This window comes from Bacteroides sp. D1, assembly GCF_000157095.2.
In the GTDB taxonomy this organism is placed as follows: domain Bacteria; phylum Bacteroidota; class Bacteroidia; order Bacteroidales; family Bacteroidaceae; genus Bacteroides; species Bacteroides xylanisolvens.
The window spans coordinates 17,672-43,485 of sequence record NZ_JH114339.1 but is presented as its reverse complement, the minus strand read 5'-3'; the positions used below and the strand labels follow the sequence as shown (position 1 = coordinate 43,485).

The window sequence follows — 25,814 nt, the reverse complement described above, 5'->3', positions numbered from 1 at the left end:
ATTCTGCTGTTTTCGTTAAAGTGCCAAATTCTTTTAGCCAATATAAACATTCACACAGAGATATACATAGAGTTCTTCATCACACTGATCGAACTCAATCTTGTTCTCTCTTGACAACCACCCTAAAGCGGCACCCAGCTCTTTATCTTTCAACCCGGATTTTCTCTTCAGAAGTCCGTAGCTCCACTTTTCGTTATTGCTAAGCAGTTGCCAAACCTTACCGGCATTTACACCGATTTCATTTCTATTCATTTTTCTAGAGTAATTAAGAGGTTTAATACATTAGGTTAAGATTTCGCCTATAAAGATAACAAAAGGATATTGCAATTGTTTATACGTCTTTACTAAAAAGTTGTTACAGAATTATTTTTAACATAAAAGCGGTGATGTGTCCCGACACAAAGGCGTTATTAGCATATGTTAAATTAGAACTTTTCCTTGCAGACATCTGTTATTAGATAAAATCAATCCTAAACCAATTACAGCTATGGCAAAAAAAATAGCAGAACAACTGATAGATACTTTGGTTAAATCCGGAGTTGAACGCATTTACGCCGTAACAGGCGACAGTCTGAATGAGGTAAACGAAGCAGTCAGAAAAAACGATCAAATAAAATGGATACATGTGCGCCATGAAGAGACAGGAGCGTATGCCGCTGCTGCAGAGGCACAACTAACCGGTCGTCCGGGATGCTGCGCGGGAAGTAGCGGACCGGGACACGTTCATCTTATCAACGGTTTGTATGACGCGCACCGTTCCGGGGCACCGGTAATCGCCATCGCTTCTACGATTCCTACCGGAGAATTCGGTACGGAGTATTTTCAGGAGACGAATACAATCAAACTTTTTAACGATTGCAGTTATTATAATGAAGTAGCCACTACTCCCAAGCAATTTCCACGTATGCTCCAATCGGCCATACAAACGGCTGTCACCCGTAAAGGGGTGTCCGTCATCGGGCTGCCGGGAGACTTGGCAAAGGCTTCTGCCGTTGCTGTCGACTCGTCGATCCGGAACTATCCTGCCCCACCGGAGGTTTGCCCGTCGGAAGAAGATTTGGCTCAATTGGCCGACTTATTAAACAAACATACACGTATCACTCTTTTCTGCGGCATCGGTTGCCGGGGAGCTCACGAGGAAGTAATCGCGCTTTCCGAGAAGCTGAATGCTCCGGTGGTATATACTTTCAAAGGAAAGATGGAGGTGCAATATGAGAATCCGTATGAAGTGGGTATGACGGGATTGTTGGGAATGCCTTCGGGATATTACAGTATGCACGAAGCTGAAGTGCTTCTCATGCTCGGCACTGACTTTCCATATTCTGCTTTCCTGCCGGATGATATCAAGATAGCCCAGATTGACATAAAGCCCGAACGTCTGGGACGTCGCGCAAAGGTGGATATCGGACTTTGTGGAGACGTCAAACTTAGCATCCAGTCTTTATTGCGTATGCTGAATCCGAAAACGGATGATTCTTTCTTACTGAAACAACTCAAAAGATACGAGGGAGTAAAGAAGGATTTGGCCGCTTACACGGAAGATAAAGGGGACGTAAATAAGATTCATCCCGAATATGTGATGTCTGAAATAGACAAACTAAGTTCAGACGATGCTGTGTTTACGGTAGATACGGGAATGACTTGTGTATGGGGAGCACGTTATCTGCAAGCAACAGGCAAACGCCACATGCTGGGTTCTTTCAATCATGGTTCGATGGCAAATGCGTTGCCGCAAGCTATCGGTGCCGCGTTGGCTTATCCGGATCGTCAGGTGGTTGCGCTTTGCGGAGATGGAGGATTATCGATGACTTTAGGAGACTTGGAAACCGTTGTACAATATAAGTTGCCGATTAAAATCATCGTATTCAACAACCGTTCATTGGGAATGGTGAAGTTGGAAATGGAAGTGGACGGACTGCCGGACTGGCAAACGAATATGTTGAATCCTGACTTCGCCCAAGTGGCCGAAGCAATGGGAATGACCGGGTTTAATGTCAGCGATCCGGAAGAAGTGTTGACTACTTTATTGAATGCATTCGAGTTGGATGGTCCGGTACTTGTTAATATCATGACCGATCCGAACGCACTAGCCATGCCTCCTAAAATTGAATTCGGGCAAATGGTGGGCTTTGCGCAGTCAATGTATAAGTTGTTAATCAACGGCCGTTCACAAGAAGTGATTGATACGATCAATTCTAACTTTAAACATATACGGGAGGTATTTTAAGTTATTCTATTTTTAATATTTTCATTACCTCTCTCAAAGTATGACTTGCTATTATTGTCTATTGCAATATGGTAAGTCATACCTTTTTATAGTCTATCTTGAGGTGATAATCATTTTATTTTCTTATGTTTGTAATCATCAAAAAGTAAAAACACATGGAAAAGACCGACTCTTCGCCTTTATCCCGACAAGCGCTGTACGCTGATAAAAAACAATGGAATCAATTTCTTTCTGTTTTTTTATTGGCAGTGGGCGTTGGTTTTACAGTGGCAGGCATTATCTTCTTTTTTGCCTACAACTGGGATGAATTACCTAAATTTGCAAAGTTAGGAACAGTAGAGGTGTTATTAATAGCTTCTGTCCTGCTCGCTACATTCACCCGTTGGAATAAGCTCGTCAAACAGATTCTCCTGACCGGAGCTACGTTCCTGATAGGTACGCTTTTCGCCGTCTTCGGACAAATCTACCAAACGGGAGCCGATGCTTACGATCTTTTCCTGGGATGGACTCTTTTCACCATTCTCTGGGCGGTTGCTATCCGTTTCGCTCCGTTGTGGCTGACGTTCATCGGATTACTTTGCACTACGATATGGTTGTACAATATACAGATAGCTAATACCAACTCTTGGGAAATGACTTTGTTGGCTAATGCAGTAACCTGGATATGTGCCTTGACAACGATCATCACGGAATGGATGAGCGCAAAAGGTCATTTGAACAGAAACAATCGTTGGTTTGTCAGTCTTCTTTCACTGGCTACTATTATACACACCAGTTTTCTGTTAATGATGGCAATCTGCGAAGAGAGCGCCATATTGTCTGTTCCCCTCATAAGCACTGTCCTTCTATTTTCTGCGGGACTTTGGTATGGATGGAAAGTAAAAAGCCTGTTCTATCTGGCTATCATTCCGTTTGCCGCATTAATGATTCTATTGACTACATTCATATCACAAAGCAATCTTAGGGATGTTCAGATATTCTTCTACGGAGGAGTTATTGTCATCACCGGAACAACTTTGCTCATTTACATCATTCTTCATTTAAAAAAGCAATGGTATGGCACAGAAGCATAACCTCACTATTCAAGTCGTATCCATTATCGGAGGAATCCTGACGGCTATTTTCTTTTTGGGATTTCTGGCACTTGCCAGAATCCTCCGCTCCGATATTTCTTGCCTGATTGCCGGAAGTATATTAATTCTCACTACGCTAACAATCAGCCGCATGGTGGTCCGGTCTTTTCTGGATGCAATGAATATCACTTTATACATAGCCGGATGTGTATTGATTGGCTTCGGTATAAATGCCAGCATTAATCTCCTCTTCATTACACTTATGGGAATCAGTATTCTCACATTCTTATTATCAAGAGGATTTATTCTCCCCTTTCTTTCAGTCATTCTGTTTAATATATCTTTTTTCGGAGAAGCTGCCCATGTCTTTTCTTCGTTTTATCCCTTGCAAATAGCCGTAGTCCCTATCCTTGGAGTGTTTCTATTTACCAACATCTTTGAAAACAAGTTGTTTGAGTGTATAGGAACAGAGAATTACCTTTCCAAATACAAACCATTTCATTTCGGATTATTCGTATCCGGTATCGTCTCACTGGGAGGATTATCAATCAATTACATGATATCAGAAACAAATAGTTGGCTTGTGTCCTGCATACTGTCTGTTTGTATATGGATCGGAATTCTTATCATGGTTCAACGAATCATGCAGGTCATGAAAGTGGATCATCCAGTAAATCAGGTTGGTATCTACATTCTTTGCATTGTTATCTGTCTGCCCACCGTGTTTGCTCCTTATTTATCCGGTAGTTTGTTACTGATTTTAATATGTTTCCATTATGGTTACAAAGCGGAGTGTGCTGCCTCGCTCCTTCTCTTTATCTATGCTGTTTCCAAATATTATTATGATTTGAATTTGAGCCTGCTTACCAAATCCATAACGCTTTTCTTCATCGGAATTGCATGTATTACAGCCTGGTATTTCTTCACTCAAAAAAGAACAAGACATGAAAAAGTATAGCCGAATATTGATTATCGTAAACCTGATACTGCTATTGGGGTATTTCAACTGGTCGGTTTATCAGAAAGAGCAAACCTTGAAAGACGGACAGTTGGTTTTGTTGCAGCTAGCCCCCGTCGATCCCCGCTCTCTTATGCAAGGAGACTATATGAGACTTAACTACAAGGAAGCCTCATCAAATCTGCCAGATGAGCAAACCGACACACGCGGTTATGCCATACTCCGAACGGACAGTAATCAGGTAGGAGAAATTGTACGATTACAAAACACGTTGGAACCTGTAAACGACAATGAGCTAGTCATCAGATATAAAATAATAAATAGACGCCTCTTCCTCGGCGCCGAATCTTTCTTCTTTGAAGAAGGACAGGATACTCTTTATCAAAAAGCCGTATATGGCGGACTGAAAGTAGATGATAAAGGGCAAAGCTTACTCGTGGGATTGTATGATGAGGACTTTCATCTTATTCAATCCGATAAATAAAGACTAATAAGAAAACCCGGACTTTCGCAAGCCCGGGTTTTCTATATTCTCAAAACGTCTCCTTAATCTATAGGGAAATAAGGGACTAGCAAATTGGTTTCTAGTGCAAATAAGGAGACATTATGAAATAAAGAAAAGGGATACCTGTGGGAAATAAGGGAGGTATCCCTTTCTATAAGAAGAACAGAATTGGAAGGATTGACTTTCACAAGCCAAATCCTTCACTCTGTTTCTTCTCGGCGTATTCTTCACACAAGGTGAAGAAGGGTTTTCTTTTTATAGTTACTTAGTTAGCTCCATCAGCTTTCATTACTATCGGACATTTAACTTCTGTAACAGCTCCCCATGTATCTGTAATCTTCACTAAGGCATAACCTTCAACTTTAGATGCAATGGATAGGGTAGTAGCTTTCAATTGTACAGTTAATTCACCTTCAAACGCAACGGGAGTAGAAGTTGCCCCGGCTATTTCAGCATATTTGGCAATCTCTGAACTTAGTTCTATAGTAACATCTGTAACTCTACTATCTCTACTTGTCTTAGCAATTGTTACGGCAACGTCTTTTACATCTTTAACAGTAAAATCAGCAGGTTTAATCTTGAATAATTTTTCAGATTCCTTTATTGACAATACTTTAGCTTTACTAGCAGCAATATCAGGATGTGAACCTTCTTTGATTGCAGATCTTACAGTTAAGTTAAACTCTTTAGAAATTGTAGCCAAACGTTTATTTCCAAACGGCTGGTATGCAATGGTCATACGACGCGTTGAATATACACCATCATTCTTAGTTGATTTGTACAACGGAACTGCAATTACAGAGTTTGTTTTGTTAACTAACCAATTTGCACCCATTTCCGGATTATCATCAGTACCAAAGTTAGGAGCTTTCTCATCAAAAGATATATGTCCCTTATCTTCAGCGCTCATTTCATCAAAGAGTGCATACAAGTCTTGATTTACAACTGCATTAGATTTATCAGGGGTACCATAAGCAATAGCAGTTTCAGAACTTGTGAAATAAGCACTTAACGGTGTAAATGCAAATATACCTGCATTCTTAACTTCCACTTTCACATTTACCTTCTTAATTACTTCATCTCCCAATGTTGGTTGATAGTCCGGATTAATAATTTCCAAAACAGCATTATGCATTACAGCTGCAACCATAGTCGGATTAAATTGGAAGGCAATCTTATATCCTGTAACTTTACCTTTATTATCTGTTATAGTAACAGGTTGCGCACCAACAAGATCAATAGAACCACTTTCATAAGCATACTCATTGCCATTAACAGAAATCTTATCTCCAGCAGCAAATCCAATGCTCTTCAATCTTACAGTAGGTTTCTTCTTGCCAGTAAACTCTTTGTTCAGAATAGCGAATAAATCATCGGTTGAGTTAACAACAAGATCAGAGGTATTATTTGAAGGATCTGTGGCATCTGCACCCTTAGTCAGATTCCAAACAACAGCATCAGCGATAGTAATATCAGCACCCGTGTCATAAGTAAAGTTCACTGTAAAGGTTTTAGCATTACCTCCTTCAACTTTTGTACCGTCTGTTTTCAAGTAATTAACTTTCACTTCAATAGTACCTTGTTTTGTAGGTGAGGAAATAGTATTTGTAGCTTCGTCAAATACAGCACCAATAGCTTCCAAATCAGCTTTTTCAATAGAATAATAATGAGCTGCAACTTTGGACAATTCAGCAGCAAACAATTCATCAAGTTTTGCAGATGATGTATAAACCACATCTACTTCTTTATTAGTAATATCCAAAGCCTCATTTTTAGCAATAACCTTCACATCATAATTTGATATGATGTTATTTCCCCAAGCATCTTTAGCACGTAAAGCATAAGCTATCGCTTTATTATTCAAGTTATTATCGGCTGCTTTATCAGCAATCAAAGAAACTGTAAGATCATAAATTCCCTGATTCCATTTCTTTTCGCCATCCGCACGGGTGGTTAAAGGATTTTCAGAAAGATTCTTTTCTTTTGATAGAACTGTATAACAAACCTCCCCATGAGAATTAATCAATTCAACAGGATATTCAGAGAAGTCAACACTAACCGGATTGATTAATGCATGCATTACAGAGCTATTTGCACCAACTAAAGTAGTAGCTTTTTCTGTAGAACCATAAGTTACATTATGGAACTTAACAGTAGTACCTTTAGCCAATATACCATAATACATTGTTACCTCACTCATACCTTCACTAATTTTTCCATCAGCAATTGACACAACAGTCATGCTTGACAATTTATCAGCTGTTGGCAATATAATAGTTTTATCAGTATAAGTTCCATCTTCATTGAGTGCACCGACATGAAGTTCCCATGCTGGTCTGTCCGCTGCTTCAACAACATATACACTTGTTTGGGCATAATCTCCACGTACTAATTTGCCCTTAGTTCCATCTTCATTTACAGCATTGATATCCCAATAACACCAATAACCATCTTCGTCAATGAAAGGAGATACTCCGTCTGTACCTGCAGCCTGAGAACCTTTTACAAATTTGCCGGCGGCATCATCATAATAATACCAGTATCCATCTTCAATATAAGGAGACTTGCCATTTGTTCCTTCCGTGACTTCGCCGCGGTCGCCTTGTGCTTTATCTCCTTTTACGAAACCGCCCTTTCCATCATTAGCCTTATCATCCCAAAAATACCAATAGCCTTTATCACCATTAGTTCCATCCGCGATGTAAGGTGAATGTCCGTCTGTGGCTTTTGCATACCATCCGGTACCTTTTTTATCAATCAACCATTCTCCGGTCTCCGGATCAATAGTCACTTTCGATCCCGGAGTTCCCTGTCCACCAGCTACTCCCGGAGCACCTGTATCACCCTTGTCACCCTTATCACCTTTAGCACCATTTATGATACTATAAGATTTTCCATCGTTAAATGTTACCTTGAATCCACCAGTAACAGGTTCTACACTCTTCACCCAATTACCAGCATCTACAAATTTCTGCAGATCAGCGATGCTAGCCTTATTAGCATCAATCTGTGTTTGCAGATTGTCAATGTCATCATCGTAGTCTTTACAGCCTACATAGGTGACAGTAGAAAGTGCCAGCGCCCCGAAGAACATCACTTTTACAAATTTTCTTTTCATAACTACTTAAAAATTACATTAATAATATATTATTAAACACTAAGTTTCAATAATAGCATGCCCGTTACTTTGTAGGTAACGGAAGAACCTTTGTCCTGCTCTTCGGGAGTAGTCAATACTGAAAAACGATACGATATGCTACGAAACATTTTTACCCCTGCTTTTGAAAGCAAGTAGCGGGGAGGGGAAATCTTGTGCAAAATTTAGAAGTTAACAAAGCCCTAATACAAAGAATCCGTGTGTTTTATCTGTCCTATTCCTTTTTTGAGTGGTTTATTAGAAAAAATGTATGATTTCGTTTGGTTGTTTTAAGAAATATGCTCATATTTGCACCGGTATTTATTCCCGTTACCTACAAAGTAACAGACTATTTATCAAGCGATTAATCCACTAATAGTACGCTTCACAAAATCAACGACCTGTCTATTAGCTTCATCTATTTTCTTATTCCTGAAAGGCTTCAGATACGTTTCAGTCACAGTGATGGAAGAGTGTCCCATTGCTTCGGAAATAATACCCGGATGAATCTCACAATAATAGGCTGTCGTAGCCCAAGTGTGACGTGCAGTATAAGAGCTCAATCTATCACCCAATCCCAGCAATTCGCCCAGCAACATCAACTGACGATTGAATGTACGCAATGCCAACTGATATTCACGGTAAGCTTCCGGAGTCCCTTCACGACTCTTTAACAAAGAAAACAGATAAGGAGAAGAACTGTCACGGTTCATATATCTCTTTACCAGAATCATCGCTTCTGCAGTTAGAGTCACCGACAAGGTGCGGCCTGTCTTACGTCTGCGATATGTAATCACATTGTCACGTAAATCACTTTTACGCAAATAGGCGAGATCGACAAAAGGCAAACCGCGCAATAAAAACATAAGGATAAATAATTCCTGTGCCTTGCGTAATGACGGAGAACCGACAAAAGCCTGTGATAACCTGGCAAATACTTTCTTTATATCCTCCTCACCTAACGCACGTTTATGATCGGCACGAGTACCTGTATAAACAGAACGGAACAAGTGAGGAACATAAGGTGCCTTACGAAGATCGACAGCACGATTATAAACTGCACGAAACGTGCGCAAATAAGTGGAGACGGTATTCCAACTACATCCACGACTACGAAGATGCACTTCGAACCCTTTTAACCACTCCGGACTCACCTCATAGAAGGTGAAATCCTCTTTCCCACAATAAGCAATGATGGCATTGAGACTGCTACGGTATACATGGGCAGTACCAAAGTTTCCCTCCATCTGTAGCCCACGGGCTACTTGCTTCATAAATGTTACTACTTTCAACATCTCTCGATTTATTAATAAATTAGACAATAAATATAAGGGTATTCCAACAATCGAACAAATTGAAGGCAGAGATGTTGCAGGAATGCAAAAAAAGAACCACCTTCCCTTATTAGGGAAAGTGGTTCTTATCTTCTTTATATATTCTTAAGCGAAAGCTGGAATTACATCATTCCGCCCATGCCTCCCATTCCGGGAGCGCCCATTGGCATTTCAGGTTTATCTTCCTTCTTTTCTACAATTACACATTCAGTAGTCAGGAACATACCAGCGATAGAAGCTGCATTTTCCAAAGCTACACGAGCAACCTTAGCAGGGTCTACTACACCGGCAGCATGCAAGTTTTCGTAAATGTCCAGACGAGCGTTGTAACCAAAGTCACCCTTGCCTTCACGTACTTTCTGAACAACTACCGCACCTTCTTTACCAGCGTTAGCAACGATCTGACGAAGTGGTTCTTCGATAGCACGTTTGATGATTTCAACACCGGTTGTTTCATCAGCATTGTCACCCTTCATGCCGTCGATAGCATCAATTGCACGGATGTAAGCTACGCCACCACCCGGGATGATACCTTCTTCGATAGCAGCACGAGTTGCACGCAAAGCATCGTCCACACGGTCTTTCTTTTCTTTCATTTCCACTTCAGAAGCAGCACCTACATAGAGAACAGCTACACCACCTGACAATTTAGCCAGACGTTCCTGCAATTTCTCGCGGTCATAGTCAGACTTAGTTGCCACGATTTGTGCTTTGATCTGTTCGCAACGTTCTTTGATGCTGTCTTTGTTACCTGCACCGTTTACAACAGTTGTATAGTCTTTAGTAACTGTAACTTTGTCAGCAGTACCCAACATTTCGATAGTAGCTTGTTCCAGTTTCAAACCTTTTTCTTCGCTGATAACAACACCACCTGTCAGGATAGCGATATCTTCCAACATTTCTTTACGACGATCGCCGAAGCCCGGAGCTTTCACAGCACAGATCTTCAATTGAGAACGCAGACGGTTTACTACCAATGTAGTCAACGCTTCGCTATCTACATCTTCTGCAATTACTAACAGTGGACGACCTGTTTGTACAGCCGGTTCGAGGATAGGCAAGAAATCTTTCAGGTTAGAAATCTTCTTGTCATAGATCAGGATGTAAGGTTTCTCCATCTCACATTCCATTTTTTCTGTATTTGTCACGAAGTAAGCTGACAAATAACCACGATCGAACTGCATACCTTCTACTACACCGATAGTAGTGTCTGTACCTTTTGCTTCTTCGATAGTGATTACACCGTCTTTAGAAACTTTACGCATAGCGTCAGCAATCAATTTACCGATTACCGGGTCGTTGTTTGCAGATACGGTAGCAACTTGTTCGATCTTGTCATAGTTGTCACCTACAGTTTCAGCCTGATCCTTGATTGATTCTACCACTTTGGCAACAGCCTTGTCGATACCACGTTTGATATCCATCGGGCTAGCACCGGCAGTTACGTTCTTCAAACCTTCAGCTACGATAGCTTGTGCAAGAACGGTTGCAGTAGTTGTACCGTCACCGGCATCGTCACCTGTCTTAGAAGCAACTTCTTTTACCAGCTGTGCACCAGTATTCTGGTAAGCATCTGCCAATTCGATTTCTTTTGCTACTGTCACACCGTCTTTTGTGATGTGCGGAGCACCGAATTTCTTCTCAATGATAACGTTACGTCCTTTCGGGCCCAGAGTTACTTTTACTGCATTTGCCAAAGCATCGACACCTTTTTTCAATTGGTCACGGGCATCGATATTGAATAATATTTCTTTTGCCATCTCTTTATTTACTATTTAAAGATTTACTATTTACTATTATTAATTAACCCAAAACAGCGAGAACATCGCTCTGACGCATGATAAGATATTTAGTACCTTCAACGTCAAGTTCTGTTCCGGCATATTTACCATAAAGAACTGTATCGCCTACTTTCAATACCATCTCTTCATCTTTCGTACCGTGACCTACTGCCACAACTTCACCCTTCAAAGGTTTTTCTTTTGCTGTATCAGGAATAATGATACCACCAATTGTTTTTTCTTCTGCAGGTGCAGGGAGGATAAGCACTCTGTCTGCTAATGGTTTAATGTTCATAGTTACTTGTTATATTTTAGTTATACATTTAATTGTAGATGTTATCCACCGTCTTTCAGGCGGAACGCTAAAGTCATTGCGAAAAGCGTGCCAAAGTAAATAAATGATTCTTTGTCAGAAATAGACTGACAAAATGACTGACAACTTGCACTGTATGGCAAAAAAGTATATTTGTCACCTACTTTTTAAACAAAACAAAAGGATTATTCCTTATAATGATGTATATTCGTAAACGAACCATCAAATGCACTGTATAAATAATATGAATAGAATAGCATCCGGCCTCATCATTGCCTCTTGCGTCTTCTACTCCTGCACTTCGCGTACAGGGGAGATTTCTCCTGTACATGAACAACAACAGACAGATTCGCTGTCGCAAGATACAATAACTCAACCCGAGGTTAAACCTGTTGAAAAGAAACTCACAGCAGAGCAAATACAAATCACCAAAGATTTATTGTATGACCAATATACATTGGAGGACACCTATCCTTATAAAGACACTACCCGGCAGTTTCAATGGGACAAAATCAAAGAACGGCTGGCTTTGCTTGAAAATATACAATTGCAGCCTTCCACTTGGGCAATTCTCCAAAATTACAAAAATAGGAATGGAGAAGCACCGCTTGTGAAGAATTTCAAAAGAAACGCTTACGGACGGGTGGCGGATACTCTCGGCATAGAACGTTACCAATCCGTTCCGCTTTATTTGTTGACCGACACATTAGTGCCCGAACGCTACGGCCAGGATGGAGAACTAACCCGTTTTATCGAAGATGGGGAAAAATTCATAAAAGCAAAACCAATGTTTACCGGAGATGAATGGATGATTCCTAAAAAGTATGTCAAAGTAATCGGAGATACGATTGTTTTTAACAAAGCTGTTTTCGTAGACCGCCACAATCAGAATATCGCTGCTCTCGAACGTAGCGGAGAAGGGCAATGGGTGGTTCGCAGCATGAATCCTTCCACTACGGGACGCCACCTGCCGCCGTATGCACAGGAAACTCCTTTAGGAATGTTTGTATTACAGGAAAAGAAAGTGAAGATGGTATTTCTAAAAGATGGTTCGAAAGAGACAGGAGGTTATGCTCCTTATGCAAGTCGTTTCACGGATGGAGCCTATATTCACGGAGTACCGGTCAATGCTCCCCGCAAGACACAGATAGAATATAGTCCGTCGTTAGGAACGACACCGCGTTCGCACATGTGCGTACGAAATGCAACTTCCCATGCCAAATTCATTTATGATTGGGCGCCTGTAAATGAAACTATTATTTTTGTATTGGAATAAACGTTGAACAAACATACACCACTATTCCCGAATCGCTACTACCTATCGTCCAAAGTATAACTAGAAAAGTTCTTTTCTATAAGGTGAGAACTTGCTTTTCTCTTGGGGAAAAGTTACTTTCCCCTTACCTCAAACTATAACCGCAAGTTCCGGTTATAAAACTGAAAGCTTCAGTTATGTAATCAAAACTTCCAGTTATATAATCAGAACCTTCGGTTATAGTTTACCTTATGCCCTAAACTAGTTTTCTCCCTATGCAAAAGAAGTTTGCATAGGAGGGGAAAGAACTTTTCTATACGTACTTGAGGGGAAAGATAAAGAGGTCTGAACTTTTCAGTCCAGACCTCCCAGTATAGAAAAGGATTTCTCCATCCCGTATTACCTTAATCAATTATGTGTGAAACTCTCTTTTATTTATCTTCAGTCTTACCCAACCCATACCTTGCTCTTGTTATATTCTGAACAAGTTCTCTCTGCACACTTTCCAATGCGTTTATTTCTTTCTGCAACAACTCCAAAGCGGAACCTTTCTGCAATAAATAAGACCGTTCAGCATATTTTATATAAGAAGTCGGAATTTCCTGCTTTTTTTCTTTATAATGGGCAATCACATACCGCAAAGCTTCTGCCCGATATTTGCTGATCGCTTTCCGTTCGGCATAATACAAATCTTTATAAGGATTTTCTTCACTTCTCAATTTCTTCCAGAATGCAGAAAAAGCAGTCGATACAGCATCCTTCTCCTCTTTGGTTACTGCTTCTTTCTGCTTCTTTGTCAGATCCTTATATTCCTTATATGTATTTAGAAACTTATCCAATTCATCTTTACTGGCTTTATGCGCCAGTCGGTAAGTTTCCAAAGAAGCAGGCCGTTCATATTCGACAACTGTTTGTAGATAAGGCAAGTCGTTCCAGCTTATATATTTATTGTTTGCTTCACAATAATCTGCATAAGCCGCCGCAAGCTGCCAACTATATTCTTTTGTCTTTTGATTCAAATCCTCATTGATAGCGGACAAGTTCTTTTCCATCTCTTGCAAGTCCTGCGCTGACACCGTTTGCATACTTCCCCATCCGGAGAGAAACAAACAAAGAATACTCCATAATATAGTTTTCATAATTAGATAATTTAAATTTTCTCCAAAGTTATTATTTCTCTACAGAATTCCAAACGATATTACAGATTTGCTATATATTTCCACAATGGAGCAGCATTCAGCGCTTGCATAATTTCGTTCTTATCAAGCAGGCTTCTCACCTCTTCCAATGTAAGCAGATGTACGCTGATATCTTCAGTAGCTTCCAGATGCTGATGGTCTATCAGTTCCACGTCTGTAGCAAGAAAGCAATAAGTCAGATTGGTATGGGTGCTCGGATTAGCGGAAATCACCATATATTCCTGCCAGTTTCCTTTTCCGTAGCCTGTTTCCTCCCACAATTCACGTTGGGCGGATACTAACGGTGAAGCGTCTTCCTTCTCACAGACACCGGCACAAAGTTCATAACAAGTTCGTTCAATTCCCGGACGGTACTGGCGGACAAAAACAAATTTACCATCTTTTGTAATGGCAATCGTATTTACCCAGTCGGGATACTCAAGGATATAATATTCAGGGATATGGTTACCGTTGGGAAGCAACATATCTTCGCAACGCACAGTCAGCCACGGACGGCGAAATAGATATTTACTACTCACCGTTTTCCAGGCTCTATTCTTTTCTTCCATAAGGTCTGTTTTTTCTTCCGGCAAAAATACAAATTTCCCCCGGGTTATCCTACCTTTCGGTTGCTTGTTTTTATTCGTCTGTGTCGATACAAGTGATCTCTATCCCTTGTATCTGCTCCAGATATTTTTTGGTAGAGCTTACCAAAGAACTTCCCATGTAGAATAAAAACAGCAGGCTGATAATAACCATCAATGCGCCAATCATGGCAAAACGACTACGTTGCTCGAAAATACTGCTATTCATAACTCTGCCTCCTCTAAGTTTTTTTGTCCACCACAAAGATAACACGCGAGGGCTACAAAAAAGTTACAAGAATGTTTCAAAAAACTTAAATATTGAAATTCTGTTCGTATCTTTGCACCAACTAACAACCTCTTTATTACAATATGGCATTTACGAATAATATTATGATTGTCCGGCATAAATTGCTGGCAGACCTCGTTAAACTCTGGAAAAACGACGAATTAGTGGAAAAGATAGACCGGCTCCCGATTGAGTTGAGTCCACGAAAATCAAAACCCCTAGGACGGTGTTGCGTACATAAAGAACGCGCAGTGTGGAGGTACAAGACTTTTCCTCTGATGGGACTGGATATGACAGACGAACACGACGAAGTTACCCCGCTTTCTGAATATGCGCGATTGGCATTGAGCCGCCCCGAACCGGACAAGGAAAATATTATGTGCGTCATCGACGAGGCCTGTTCTTCCTGTGTACAGATCAATTATGAAATAACCAACCTTTGTCGCGGATGCGTGGCACGTAGCTGTTACATGAACTGCCCCAAAGATGCGATACGTTTCAAGAAAAACGGTCAGGCAATGATTGACCATGACACATGTGTCAGTTGCGGTATTTGTCACAAGAGTTGTCCTTATCACGCTATTGTATATATTCCCGTGCCTTGTGAAGAGGCTTGCCCGGTAAAAGCTATCAGCAAAGATGAACACGGCATAGAACACATTGATGAAAGCAAGTGTATCTACTGCGGAAAATGCATGAATGCTTGTCCGTTCGGTGCTATCTTCGAAATCTCGCAAACATTCGATGTATTGCAACGCATCCGTAAAGGAGAAAAGATGGTTGCCATCGTTGCTCCGTCTATTCTGGGACAGTTTAAGACTTCTATCGGACAGGTGTACGGTGCTTTCAAAGAAATAGGATTTACAGATGTGATCGAAGTGGCTGAAGGTGCTATGGCAACCACCAGCAATGAAGCACACGAGTTACTGGAGAAATTGGAAGAGGGACAGAAGTTTATGACTACTTCCTGTTGCCCTTCTTATATCGAACTGGTTGAGAAACATATTCCGGATATGAAACCTTACGTTTCTACCACCGGATCACCGATGTACTACGCCGCACGGATTGCCAAAGAGAAGCATCCGGATGCTAAGGTTGTGTTTGTCGGCCCTTGTGTGGCTAAACGCAAAGAAGTACGTCGTGACGAAGCAGTGGATTATATTCTGACGTTTGAAGAAATCGGTTCGATTCTCGACGGGTTGGGTATTGAACTGGAACAGGTACAGGAGTTCTCTGTATTACATACGTCTGTTCGCGAAGCACATGGATTTGCACAGGCAGGTGGTGTGATGGGAGCTGTCAAAGCTTATCTGAAAGAGGAAGCGGATAAAATCAATGCAATACAAGTGTCGGACATCAATAAAAAGAATATCGCTCTGTTGCGTGCCTGCGCCAAGACAGGAAAGGCCGCGGGGCAGTTTATTGAAGTAATGGCATGCGAAGGTGGATGTATCACCGGACCAAGTACGCATAATGATATTGTTTCGGGACGTCGCCAATTGGCACAAGAGCTGCTCAAACGAAAAGAGAGCTATGAAACAATGGATCGATAAACTACGGCAGGAAAGAACACTTAGCCCGGAAGAGCTCCGGCAACTGTTGACCGGATGTGACGCAGAAACCCTGCGTTACATCAATAAACAGGCGCAGGAAGTCGCTCTCCGCCACTTCGGAAATAAGATTTATATCCGTGGACTGATTGAAGTCAGCAATTGCTGCCGGAACAACTGTTATTACTGTGGTATCCGAAAAGGAAATCCAAATATCGAACGTTACCGATTGAACCTGGAAAGTATACTGGATTGTTGCCGGCAAGGATATAAATTAGGTTTCCGCACTTTCGTGCTGCAAGGAGGAGAAGATCCCGCACTGACAGACGATCGGATAGAAATGACTGTTGCCCGTATCAGGCAGAATTATCCGGATTGTGCCATTACACTGTCGCTCGGAGAAAAGTCGCGTGATGCATACGAACGTTTCTTCCGTGCCGGAGCCAACCGCTATCTGTTACGTCACGAAACTCACAATGAGTCGCATTACCGGCAACTGCATCCGGCAGAAATGTCCGGCAAACAGCGCCTACAATGTTTAGCGGATTTGAAAGACATCGGCTATCAGACAGGAACCGGAATTATGGTCGGCAGCCCAGGGCAAACAGTAGAACATATCATCGAGGATATATTGTTCATTGAAAAGCTACAGCCGGAAATGATTGGCATCGGTCCTTTTCTACCCCATCATGATACGCCTTTTGCCCAATATCCCAGCGGAACGGTGGAACGGACGATTCTTTTATTATCGATCTTCCGTTTGATGCATCCATCCACATTGATTCCGGCAACAACGGCTCTCGCCACTCTTATTCCTGATGGTAGGGAGCGGGGTATATTGGCAGGCGCAAATGTGGTTATGCCCAACCTGTCTCCCCGGGAGGAACGGAGAAAATATGAATTATACAATGACAAAGCTTCACTCGGAGCGGAATCCGCCGAAGGACTGGCTACCTTACAAAAGCAGTTGAATACCATCGGTTATGAGATATCTACCGAAAGAGGCGACTTTAAGTGCACCACAGATTACACGGATTCACACAGATTTATTTCAAATTAAATTTTAATCTGTGTGAATCCGTGTAATCTGTGGTGAAAAAACAAAGAATATTATGATATACCAAAAAGATTCATCCAAAGCAGAAGAGTTTATCCATCACGAAGAAATTTTGGATACGCTGGAATATGCACAGAACAATAAGGATAATCGTGTCCTGATTGAACAACTGATTGAAAAGGCAGCGTTGTGCAAGGGACTGACGCACCGGGAAGCGGCTATTCTGCTGGAATGTAACCAACCTGACCTGATAGAACGTATCTTTCATCTCGCCAAAGAAATCAAACAGAAGTTTTATGGCAACCGTATCGTCATGTTCGCACCGCTTTATTTATCTAATCATTGCGTAAACAGTTGCGTATATTGTCCGTATCATGCCAAAAACAAAACTATTGCACGCAAGAAACTGACACAGGAAGAAATCCGCCGGGAGGTAATTGCTTTGCAGGATATGGGACATAAGCGACTGGCTCTTGAAGCCGGTGAGCATCCGTCACTGAACCCGATAGAATATATTCTGGAATCTATTCAGACGATTTATAGCATCAAGCATAAAAACGGAGCTATCCGTCGGGTAAACGTAAATATCGCAGCCACTACGGTAGAAAATTATCGCCGATTGAAAGAAGCGGGTATCGGCACGTATATCTTATTCCAAGAGACTTATCACAAAGATAACTACGAAGCTCTCCATCCCACCGGACCTAAAAGCAATTACGCTTATCACACCGAAGCGATGGACCGCGCGATGGAAGGAGGAATCGATGATGTAGGCATTGGCGTCCTTTTCGGTTTGAATACTTATCGGTATGATTTTATCGGATTATTAATGCATGCTGAACATTTGGAAGCCAAATTCGGTGTAGGGCCGCATACAATCAGTGTGCCGCGCATCTGTTCGGCAGATGACATCGATGCGGGAGATTTCCCAAACGCTATTTCGGATGAGATATTCAGCAAGATTGTAGCTGTTATCCGAATTGCCGTTCCTTATACAGGAATGATTATTTCTACACGTGAATCGCAAGAATCACGCAAGAAAGTGCTCGAATTGGGTATTTCACAAATCAGTGGCGGTTCGCGTACCAGTGTAGGCGGATATGCTGAAACAGAATTACCCGATCATAATTCTGCCCAATTTGATGTGAGCGACACCCGGACATTAGACGAAGTGGTCAACTGGTTGCTCGAACTCGGATATATCCCCAGCTTCTGTACAGCCTGTTACCGGGAAGGACGAACGGGTGACCGTTTCATGTCATTAGTGAAATCCGGTCAGATAGCAAACTGTTGCGGACCGAATGCCCTGATGACTCTGAAAGAGTATCTGGAAGATTATGCTTCAGAAGATACCCGACAAAAAGGATTGGAACTGATTCTAAAAGAAACGGAACGAATCCCCAATCCCAAAATCAGGGAAATAGCTATCCGGAATCTCAAAGCAATAGCTGCAGGACAAAGAGACTTTAGATTTTAAATAATACGTTTATGAGCTTAACAGATACTCCAAATGCCAACAGACTTCATATCACCCTTTTCGGTAGACGGAATAGTGGTAAATCTTCCCTTATCAATGCATTGACAGGACAGGACACCGCGCTCGTTTCAAATACTCCCGGAACGACTACCGACCTTGTGTCTAAAGCAATGGAGATTCAAGGTATTGGTCCTTGTCTTTTTATAGATACTCCGGGATTCGATGACGAAGGAGAGCTTGGAGAACTGCGTATCAGCCGGACTTTAAAGGCTATTGAGAAAACGGATATTGCATTGTTATTATGTGAAGACACTACCTTTTTTCATGAAAAAGAGATACTGGCGCTATTGAAAGAGAAGAATATCCCTGTCATTCCGGTATTGAATAAAATAGATATACGAGAGAATAGCGATCATTTAGCTACATATATCGAGGAACAATGTAAAATATCCCCCTTGCTTATCAGTGCCAAAGAAAAGATAGGAATCGAACTCATCCGGCAAGCCATCCTCGAAAAATTACCTTCAGACTTCGACCAACAAAATATTACCGGGAAACTTGTTGCAGAGAATGACCTTGTACTTTTAGTAATGCCACAGGATATCCAAGCTCCCAAAGGCAGACTGATCTTACCGCAAGTGCAGACTATCCGTGAATTGCTGGATAAAAAATGCCTCGTAATGACTTGCACCACTGATAAGTTTTCTGCAACCCTGCAAGCCCTTGCCCGTCCTCCGAAGTTAATCATCACCGATTCACAAGTTTTCAAAGCGATTTATGAACAGAAACCGGCGGAAAGTGAGCTGACTTCTTTCTCGGTGCTTTTCGCAGGATATAAAGGTGATATTCATTATTATGTAGAAAGTGCAGCTGTCATCGAAAGACTGACGGAATCGTCACGTGTACTGATAGCGGAAGCTTGTACGCACGCTCCCCTTTCAGAAGATATAGGAAGAGTGAAACTTCCTCGTTTGTTACGGAAACGGATTGGAGAGAATCTGCAAATTGATATGGTAGCAGGAACCGACTTTCCACAAGATCTGACTCCTTACTCTTTAGTTATCCATTGCGGAGCATGTATGTTTAACCGTAAATACGTACTTAGTCGCATCGAACGTGCGCGGGAGCAGCACATTCCTATGACGAACTATGGAGTAGCAATTGCTTTCCTCAATGGAATACTAGATCAAATAAAATACTAAAAAAAGAAATCTTCTCTTTTTTATTTTGAAGCGAACCCCAAAAGTTCTTTATCTAACTTTTGGGGTTCACTTCATTTTTATGTTAAGACGACCTCTTTATATTAACTAATTATGATGACATACTTAGTTCTAATATCTCCGCTTATTTCTTCACAATAGCAATCAGTTCGTCTGCTGAAACAAGGTTCTGTTCTCCTGTCTCCATATTCTTCAACATCACTTTGCCTTCGTTCATTTCGTTCTCACCGACAATAGCTACAAACGGAATATTCTTCGCATTGGCATAACTCATCTGTTTCTTCATCTTGGCTGCATCCGGGAAGATCTCGGCACGAATATTGGCAGCACGTACCTTAGCCAAAATTCCCATAGAGTATGCAGCTTCCTTTTCACCAAAGTTGATAAACAGAAGCTCTGTTCCGTTTACAGCTTCTTTCGGGTAAAGTTCGAGCTGGTTCAGGACATCGAAGATACGGTCTGCACCAAAAGAGATACCCACTCCGGACACTCCTGCCATACCGAATACTCCGGTCAGATTATCATAACGACCACCACCAGTGATACTGCCAATCTGTACATCCAGTGCTTTCACTTCAAAGATAGCTCCTGTATAATAGTTCAGTCCACGAGCTAAAGTAAGATCAAGCTCTATTTCATTCTTCAAGCCCATTGTTTCCAATGTATTCAGAATAAATTCACTCTCTTCCACTCCCTTCAGCCCTACTTCACTGGCTGATAACACATTCTTCAGTGTTGCCAATTTCTCCGCATTCGTACCACTAAGAAGAATGATCGGTTGCAACTTGGCAATAGCCTCATCACTGATTCCCTTCTCTTTCAGTTCGGCATTTACATTATCCAGACCGATTTTATCCAGTTTGTCAATTGCTACGGTAATATCTACAATCTTATCCGATTCGCCTATAATTTCAGCAATACCGGAAAGAATCTTGCGGTTGTTAATCTTAATACATACACGAATATTGAAACGACTAAAAACGGTATCGACAATCTGCATCAATTCCACTTCGTTCAATAACGAATCGCTTCCTACAACATCGGCATCACATTGATAAAATTCGCGATAACGTCCTTTCTGCGGGCGGTCGGCACGCCATACCGGTTGAATCTGATAGCGTTTGAACGGGAAAGTGATCTCATCACGATGCATCACTACATAACGGGCAAAAGGCACTGTCAAGTCGTAACGCAAACCTTTCTCACAGAATTTGCTTGCCAGTTTGGCAGCATTACGGCTTAACAATTCTTCGTCAGTAATCCCGGAGAAGTAATCTCCAGAGTTCTGAATCTTAAAGAGTAGTTTATCTCCCTCATCGCCGTACTTTCCCATCAATGTAGAAAGCATCTCCATCGAAGGAGTCTCTATCTGCTGGAATCCATACAAATGATATACGTCACGAATCGTATTGAATATATAATTACGCTTCGCCATTTCTACCGGCGAAAAGTCACGAGTTCCTTTAGGAATACTTGGTTTTGCTGCCATAATATTACTGTTTATAATTTTAATTGCGCAAATTTACTGCAAATTTCCGAGCAATACTTACATATATTTGAAAAAATCACCCGTATTGTGTCCATCCCCTATCAATATCGTAAAGAAACACTCAAGTAAGACCCTAAACAATACAAAAAATCCTCCATAGTCTTCGGAAAGACTGCGGAGGATCTTTTTATATTCTATGGAGAGAAGTTAATAAACGTACTTTTCTCCCTTTTTCATTTCTTAGTCTCTTCTACCCATGAAGATCATGATGTAGTATACCAATGTAGCCAGTGAGCCTAATGCAGCAACTACATACGTATAAGCAGCAGAACGAAGAGCATCTTCAGCCTGTGCATGATTGTACGAATTAGTAATGCCGGATGAACTCAACCAGACCAACGCACGTTTACTTGCATTGATTTCCACCGGCAGCGTGATAAAGCTGAACAATGTAGTCATAGCAAACAGGATAATACCTGCCAGCAATAACTGCGGGAAAGAGTTTATCAACAAGATACCACCCAACAATACCCACGTCATAATGGAAGAGGCAAAGTTTACCACCGGAACCAGCGCACTACGCATTTTCAACGGAGCATACATGCGTGCATGTTGTACAGCGTGTCCACATTCATGGGCTGCTACGGCAGCTGCCATTATACTGTTACTTTCATACACCCCTTCACTCAAATTCACCGTTTTGTTAGTAGGATTGTAGTGGTCGGTCAACCGTCCCGGCGTATGTGTAACCTGTACGTCATAAATTCCATTGTCATGCAACATTTTTAAAGCAACGTCGCGTCCTGTCATTCCGTTTCCTGTAGGAATCTTAGAGTACTTCTTGAATTTGTTTTGCAAATTCATCTGTACCAACCAACTTACAACAGCGATTCCTATAAATAATACCCAATAAGACATCATATACTTTTCAATTTTAATTATTACTCTATATCTTTATAAACAAATTGTTTGCCAAAAATAAGGGGAAACGTTCAATGTCAGAATAGTTTCCCCTTGCTTTTATGAAGAATTAGCTAAAAATTAGTCAATTGTCAGTTCTACCACATAGTCAATATCTTTCGGAACCTCGGCGAATTCGAGCAAAACACCGGCTTTCGTCTTTGTGAAACGAACCGGAGACTGGTCTTTAAACAAGACTGCCTTCTTGACCTTCTTATCTGTCAACGGCAGGAACAAAGCCGCATCTTTCAGGTCGAGAATATGCACATAGAGCTTATTTCCTTTTTGTGTTGTCACTCCCCAATCGTGTGGAGCAACTGCACCGCTTCGTGTTCCATAAATCGTTTCACCATATTGTTTCATCCACTCTCCCGTCTCTGCCAAGCGTTGTACAGCTACCGCAGGAAGCTCTCCATCGGGTTGAGGACCAATATTCATCAAAAGATTGGCATTCTTACCGGCTGCCTTCACCAGATAGTGAATCAATGTCTTTGTTGATTTATAATTCTGATCGGTAATCTTATATCCCCACATACCATTCATTGTTTCGCAAGTTTCCAACGGCAAGCGGCTCACCTCCTGTCCGGAAAGCCCCGAAGCATTTTCACCGGGCAGATCGCGTTCGAAAATCTGAATATCTTCCCCGTCAAAAGGCGTTTGATGATGATTATTACCCACCAGACACCCCGGTTGGAGTTTGTGAATCAGAGCATACTGTTCCGGTAATTCCCAGTTAAAAGTTTTGGGCTGATCCCACCATCCGTCAAACCAAATAGCACCTATCGGACCGTAATTCGTCAGCAATTCTGTCAACTGGTTATTCATGAATTGATAATAACTTTTCCAATCTCCTTTCGAGTTCGAGCGCCCCGTGCCCTGCCCTGTACGTCCCCAGGGATAGTCTTCACGCGCCCAGTCAAGATGTGAATAATAAAAATGGAGCTTGATGCCCTGCTTGGCACAGGCTGCTGCCAACTCTTTCACAATATCTCTTTTAAAAGGAGTAGCTTTGACTACGTTATAATCCGAATACTTAGTGTCAAACATAGAAAAACCTTCATGATGACGGGTAGTGAAACAGATATATTTAGCTCCTGAAGCTTTGATAGCTGCCACCCATTTGTCCGCGTCAAACTTGGAAGGATAAAATCCGCCTGCCAGTTTGGCATACTCTTTATAATTCAGATTATTGTTTGTCATAGTCCACTCACCGGTAGCGAGCATAGCGTATAGCCCCCAATGAAGAAAAATACCAAACTTATTGTCCTGAAATTCCTGCCGTGCTTTCAGATTCTCTTCGGTAGGCTGATAGGAAGATTGCGCAAATACTCCCAAGTTCATTACGAACAACAAAAGGAAAGTTATAAAACGTGTTTTCATAAGGCATACATTATTTTTGTGTGTTTAGGATAGACTATACAAAGGATTGAACAAGAAAGGCGGAGTTTTTCTTCAATCTCCGCCTTTCCTCCATATAATAAATCAATTGTTATTCTTCAGTATAACGTTCGATGGTCTGTGCTCTGTCCGGTCCTACAGATACAATCTTGATTTCTACACCAAGCTGTTCTTCCAGGAAAGTCAGGTAAGCATTGAATTCTTCCGGGAATTCATCTTCGCTCTGCATCTTGGTCATATCTGTCTGCCAACCCGGAAGCTCTGCATATACAGGTTCTACGCCTTCTGTGATGTCATACGGGAAGTAGTCGATCTCTTCACCGTTCACTTTGTAAGCAACGCACGCTTTGATTGTTTCGAAAGTATCGAGTACATCGCTCTTCATCATAATCAATTTGGTAACTCCGTTTATCATAACGGAATACTTCAACGCTACCAGGTCAATCCATCCGCAACGACGTTTACGACCGGTTACAGAACCGAATTCATGTCCCAACGTACACATCTTGTCGCCTGTTTCGTCAAACAGTTCTGATGGGAACGGACCTGCTCCTACACGAGTACAGTATGCCTTGAAGATACCATATACTTCACCGATACGGTTAGGTGCCACTCCAAGTCCGGTGCAGGCTCCCGCACATACGGTATTGGAAGAAGTCACAAACGGATATGAACCGAAATCAATATCAAGCATAGTACCCTGTGCTCCTTCACAAAGCACGCTCTTACCATCCTTCAACAGGTTATTCACTTCATGTTCGCTATCTACGAAATGGAATTGTTTCAGGTATTCGATACCTTCCAACCATGCTTTTTCCAGTTCAGTAAGATCGTATTCATAATTCAAGCTCTTCAGAATTTGTTCGTGACGAGCCTTCGCAGCAGCATACTTCTGGTCGAAGTTATGAAGAATATCACCTACACGAACACCGTTACGGCTCACTTTATCCGTGTAAGTAGGGCCGATACCCTTACCGGTAGTTCCTACTTTAGCATCGCCTTTGGCTGCTTCGTATGCAGCATCTAGAATACGGTGTGTCGGAAGAATAAGATGAGCTTTCTTTGAAATGTGCAAACGTTCTTTCAGCGGATGCCCCGATGCTTCAAGTGCTTCTGCCTCTGCTTTAAACAATGCCGGATCAAGTACCACACCGTTACCGATGATGTTTACCTTGTTTCCTTGAAAAATACCGGAAGGAATAGAGCGAAGCACATATTTCTGTCCTTCAAACTCAAGCGTGTGACCGGCATTCGGGCCGCCCTGAAAACGAGCAACCACATCATACTTAGGTGTTAAAACGTCGACTACTTTTCCTTTACCTTCGTCGCCCCATTGTAATCCTAATAGAACATCTACTTTCATTTTTCTTTTTTATTGTTGTTATTTACTTTTTTCCGTTTGTTAGCTCTGTCGCACTTACTACATACTCCATATATATATAAGGAGTAATGCGAAAGCTGGAAGCGGCTCAATTTCGTATTTTCAATGGCTTGCTGCAGTTCCTCGTTCTGAAACTCGGTCACTTTACCACATTGAGTACATATCTGGTGATGATGTGTCTCGCGATTATATGATTTTTCGTATTGGGAGGAAGTACCGAACTGATGCTTAATGACCAGCCGTGCATTGATAAGAAGAATAATGGTGTTGTAGAGAGTTGCCCGGCTCACCCGGAAATTCTCCTGGTCCATCATCCGTGAATAAAGCATGTCAATATCGAAATGACCGTCGATAGAATAAATAGTATCGAGTATGGCGTAGCGTTCAGGAGTCTTTCGATGCCCGTTCGCCGTGAGATATTCCGTGAATATCTGCCTTACTGTATCTTTCACGTTTTGAGTTTCCATCATCAGCCAAAATTAGCGCGAACAAAGTTAAGCCTTTTTTGCGGAAAGCAAATGATAAAGAGAAGTTTTTTTAGTTCATCACAGAGTTAGACAGTTTTTTTATAAATTAAATGGAGGCTATCATTCGTTTTGTAGATTGGCTTATATAATAAACGAATAACAAGACGGTTTATTTTTTAGAC

General features: G+C 41.6%; 22 protein-coding genes. 9 read left to right on the top strand and 13 right to left on the bottom strand.

Annotated elements, in window-relative coordinates; all coding sequences use genetic code 11:
* Nucleotides 1–33: 33 nt before the first annotated feature.
* Nucleotides 34–252, bottom strand: a complete 219-nt coding sequence (locus tag BSAG_RS14180; RefSeq protein WP_004313999.1) for a winged helix-turn-helix domain-containing protein — start codon at nt 250–252, stop codon at nt 34–36.
* A 235-nt stretch (nt 253–487) separates the two neighbouring features.
* Here BSAG_RS14180 and BSAG_RS14185 point away from each other — a divergent pair, with 235 nt between their 5' ends.
* The 4 genes from BSAG_RS14185 to BSAG_RS14200 all read left to right on the top strand — a co-directional run bounded on the left by BSAG_RS14185 (nt 488) and on the right by BSAG_RS14200 (nt 4,742).
* On the top strand, nt 488–2,227 hold the full coding sequence (locus BSAG_RS14185) for a thiamine pyrophosphate-dependent enzyme (RefSeq protein WP_004314000.1): 1,740 nt from the start codon (nt 488–490) through the stop codon (nt 2,225–2,227).
* Nucleotides 2,228–2,382: 155 nt separating this feature from the next.
* Nucleotides 2,383–3,300, top strand: coding sequence for a DUF2157 domain-containing protein (locus tag BSAG_RS14190; RefSeq protein WP_004314001.1), 918 nt, complete (start codon nt 2,383–2,385; stop codon nt 3,298–3,300).
* A complete protein-coding gene (locus BSAG_RS14195; protein WP_004314002.1) occupies nt 3,284–4,258 on the top strand; it encodes a DUF4401 domain-containing protein in 975 nt (324 codons plus the stop codon). The genes BSAG_RS14190 and BSAG_RS14195 overlap by 17 nt, the downstream gene beginning before the upstream one ends.
* Nucleotides 4,245–4,742, top strand: a complete 498-nt coding sequence (locus tag BSAG_RS14200) for a GDYXXLXY domain-containing protein (protein WP_004314003.1) — start codon at nt 4,245–4,247, stop codon at nt 4,740–4,742. The genes BSAG_RS14195 and BSAG_RS14200 overlap by 14 nt, the downstream gene beginning before the upstream one ends.
* Before the next feature lie 286 nt (nt 4,743–5,028).
* On the opposite strand, the gene BSAG_RS14205 is transcribed toward BSAG_RS14200, so the two are convergent.
* The 4 genes from BSAG_RS14205 to BSAG_RS14220 all read right to left on the bottom strand — a co-directional run bounded on the left by BSAG_RS14205 (nt 5,029) and on the right by BSAG_RS14220 (nt 11,309).
* On the bottom strand, nt 5,029–7,881 hold the full coding sequence (locus BSAG_RS14205) for a PL29 family lyase N-terminal domain-containing protein (RefSeq protein WP_004314004.1): 2,853 nt from the start codon (nt 7,879–7,881) through the stop codon (nt 5,029–5,031).
* 374 nt (nt 7,882–8,255) lie between these two features.
* Nucleotides 8,256–9,194: a tyrosine-type recombinase/integrase gene (locus tag BSAG_RS14210; RefSeq protein WP_004314005.1), complete on the bottom strand. Its 939-nt coding sequence runs from the start codon at nt 9,192–9,194 to the stop codon at nt 8,256–8,258.
* Between the two features lie 161 nt (nt 9,195–9,355).
* Nucleotides 9,356–10,993 (bottom strand): chaperonin GroEL, encoded by a 1,638-nt coding sequence (groL, locus tag BSAG_RS14215; protein ID WP_004314006.1) that lies wholly within the window; start codon nt 10,991–10,993, stop codon nt 9,356–9,358.
* Between the two features lie 43 nt (nt 10,994–11,036).
* Nucleotides 11,037–11,309: a co-chaperone GroES gene (locus BSAG_RS14220; RefSeq protein ID WP_004314007.1), complete on the bottom strand. Its 273-nt coding sequence runs from the start codon at nt 11,307–11,309 to the stop codon at nt 11,037–11,039.
* Nucleotides 11,310–11,553: 244 nt separating this feature from the next.
* On the opposite strand from BSAG_RS14220, the gene BSAG_RS14225 reads away from it, so the two are divergent.
* The gene (locus BSAG_RS14225) at nt 11,554–12,603 is read left to right on the top strand and encodes a L,D-transpeptidase (protein WP_004314008.1); all 1,050 of its coding nucleotides are present in this window, start codon (nt 11,554–11,556) and stop codon (nt 12,601–12,603) included.
* Nucleotides 12,604–13,013: 410 nt separating this feature from the next.
* On the opposite strand, the gene BSAG_RS14230 is transcribed toward BSAG_RS14225, so the two are convergent.
* The 3 genes from BSAG_RS14230 to BSAG_RS25245 all read right to left on the bottom strand — a co-directional run bounded on the left by BSAG_RS14230 (nt 13,014) and on the right by BSAG_RS25245 (nt 14,573).
* Entirely contained in the window at nt 13,014–13,721 is a 708-nt protein-coding gene (locus BSAG_RS14230; protein WP_004314009.1) for a DUF5039 family protein, read from the bottom strand.
* A gap of 59 nt (nt 13,722–13,780) precedes the next feature.
* Nucleotides 13,781–14,329 (bottom strand): NUDIX hydrolase, encoded by a 549-nt coding sequence (locus BSAG_RS14235; RefSeq protein ID WP_004314010.1) that lies wholly within the window; start codon nt 14,327–14,329, stop codon nt 13,781–13,783.
* A gap of 70 nt (nt 14,330–14,399) precedes the next feature.
* A complete protein-coding gene (locus tag BSAG_RS25245; RefSeq protein WP_008015767.1) occupies nt 14,400–14,573 on the bottom strand; it encodes a hypothetical protein in 174 nt (57 codons plus the stop codon).
* A 143-nt stretch (nt 14,574–14,716) separates the two neighbouring features.
* Between BSAG_RS25245 and BSAG_RS14240 the strand changes: the two genes are divergently transcribed.
* The 4 genes from BSAG_RS14240 to hydF are packed head-to-tail and all read left to right on the top strand — an operon-like array spanning nt 14,717 to nt 19,919.
* Entirely contained in the window at nt 14,717–16,186 is a 1,470-nt protein-coding gene (locus BSAG_RS14240; protein ID WP_004314012.1) for a 4Fe-4S dicluster domain-containing protein, read from the top strand.
* The gene (hydE, locus tag BSAG_RS14245) at nt 16,167–17,243 is read left to right on the top strand and encodes a [FeFe] hydrogenase H-cluster radical SAM maturase HydE (protein WP_004314013.1); all 1,077 of its coding nucleotides are present in this window, start codon (nt 16,167–16,169) and stop codon (nt 17,241–17,243) included. Before BSAG_RS14240 ends, hydE begins: the two co-directional genes overlap by 20 nt.
* A 52-nt stretch (nt 17,244–17,295) precedes the next feature.
* Nucleotides 17,296–18,717, top strand: coding sequence for a [FeFe] hydrogenase H-cluster radical SAM maturase HydG (hydG, locus tag BSAG_RS14250; protein ID WP_004314014.1), 1,422 nt, complete (start codon nt 17,296–17,298; stop codon nt 18,715–18,717).
* Between the two features lie 11 nt (nt 18,718–18,728).
* The gene (hydF, locus tag BSAG_RS14255) at nt 18,729–19,919 is read left to right on the top strand and encodes a [FeFe] hydrogenase H-cluster maturation GTPase HydF (RefSeq protein ID WP_004314015.1); all 1,191 of its coding nucleotides are present in this window, start codon (nt 18,729–18,731) and stop codon (nt 19,917–19,919) included.
* 142 nt (nt 19,920–20,061) lie between these two features.
* Here hydF and hisS read toward each other — a convergent pair whose 3' ends face one another.
* The 5 genes from hisS to BSAG_RS14280 all read right to left on the bottom strand — a co-directional run bounded on the left by hisS (nt 20,062) and on the right by BSAG_RS14280 (nt 25,632).
* On the bottom strand, nt 20,062–21,426 hold the full coding sequence (gene hisS, locus BSAG_RS14260; protein ID WP_004314016.1) for a histidine--tRNA ligase: 1,365 nt from the start codon (nt 21,424–21,426) through the stop codon (nt 20,062–20,064).
* 240 nt (nt 21,427–21,666) lie between these two features.
* The gene (locus BSAG_RS14265; RefSeq protein WP_004301089.1) at nt 21,667–22,347 is read right to left on the bottom strand and encodes a zinc metallopeptidase; all 681 of its coding nucleotides are present in this window, start codon (nt 22,345–22,347) and stop codon (nt 21,667–21,669) included.
* A 120-nt stretch (nt 22,348–22,467) separates the two neighbouring features.
* Complete coding sequence (locus BSAG_RS14270) at nt 22,468–23,766, bottom strand: alpha-L-fucosidase (RefSeq protein ID WP_004314017.1); 1,299 nt, start codon at nt 23,764–23,766, stop codon at nt 22,468–22,470.
* Nucleotides 23,767–23,875: 109 nt separating this feature from the next.
* Nucleotides 23,876–25,147 carry an adenylosuccinate synthase gene (locus BSAG_RS14275; protein ID WP_004301093.1) on the bottom strand — a complete coding sequence of 424 codons (1,272 nt, stop codon included), beginning with the start codon at nt 25,145–25,147 and terminating at the stop codon, nt 23,876–23,878.
* Nucleotides 25,144–25,632, bottom strand: a complete 489-nt coding sequence (locus BSAG_RS14280) for a Fur family transcriptional regulator (RefSeq protein ID WP_008025868.1) — start codon at nt 25,630–25,632, stop codon at nt 25,144–25,146. Before BSAG_RS14280 ends, BSAG_RS14275 begins: the two co-directional genes overlap by 4 nt.
* Nucleotides 25,633–25,814 lie beyond the last annotated feature (182 nt).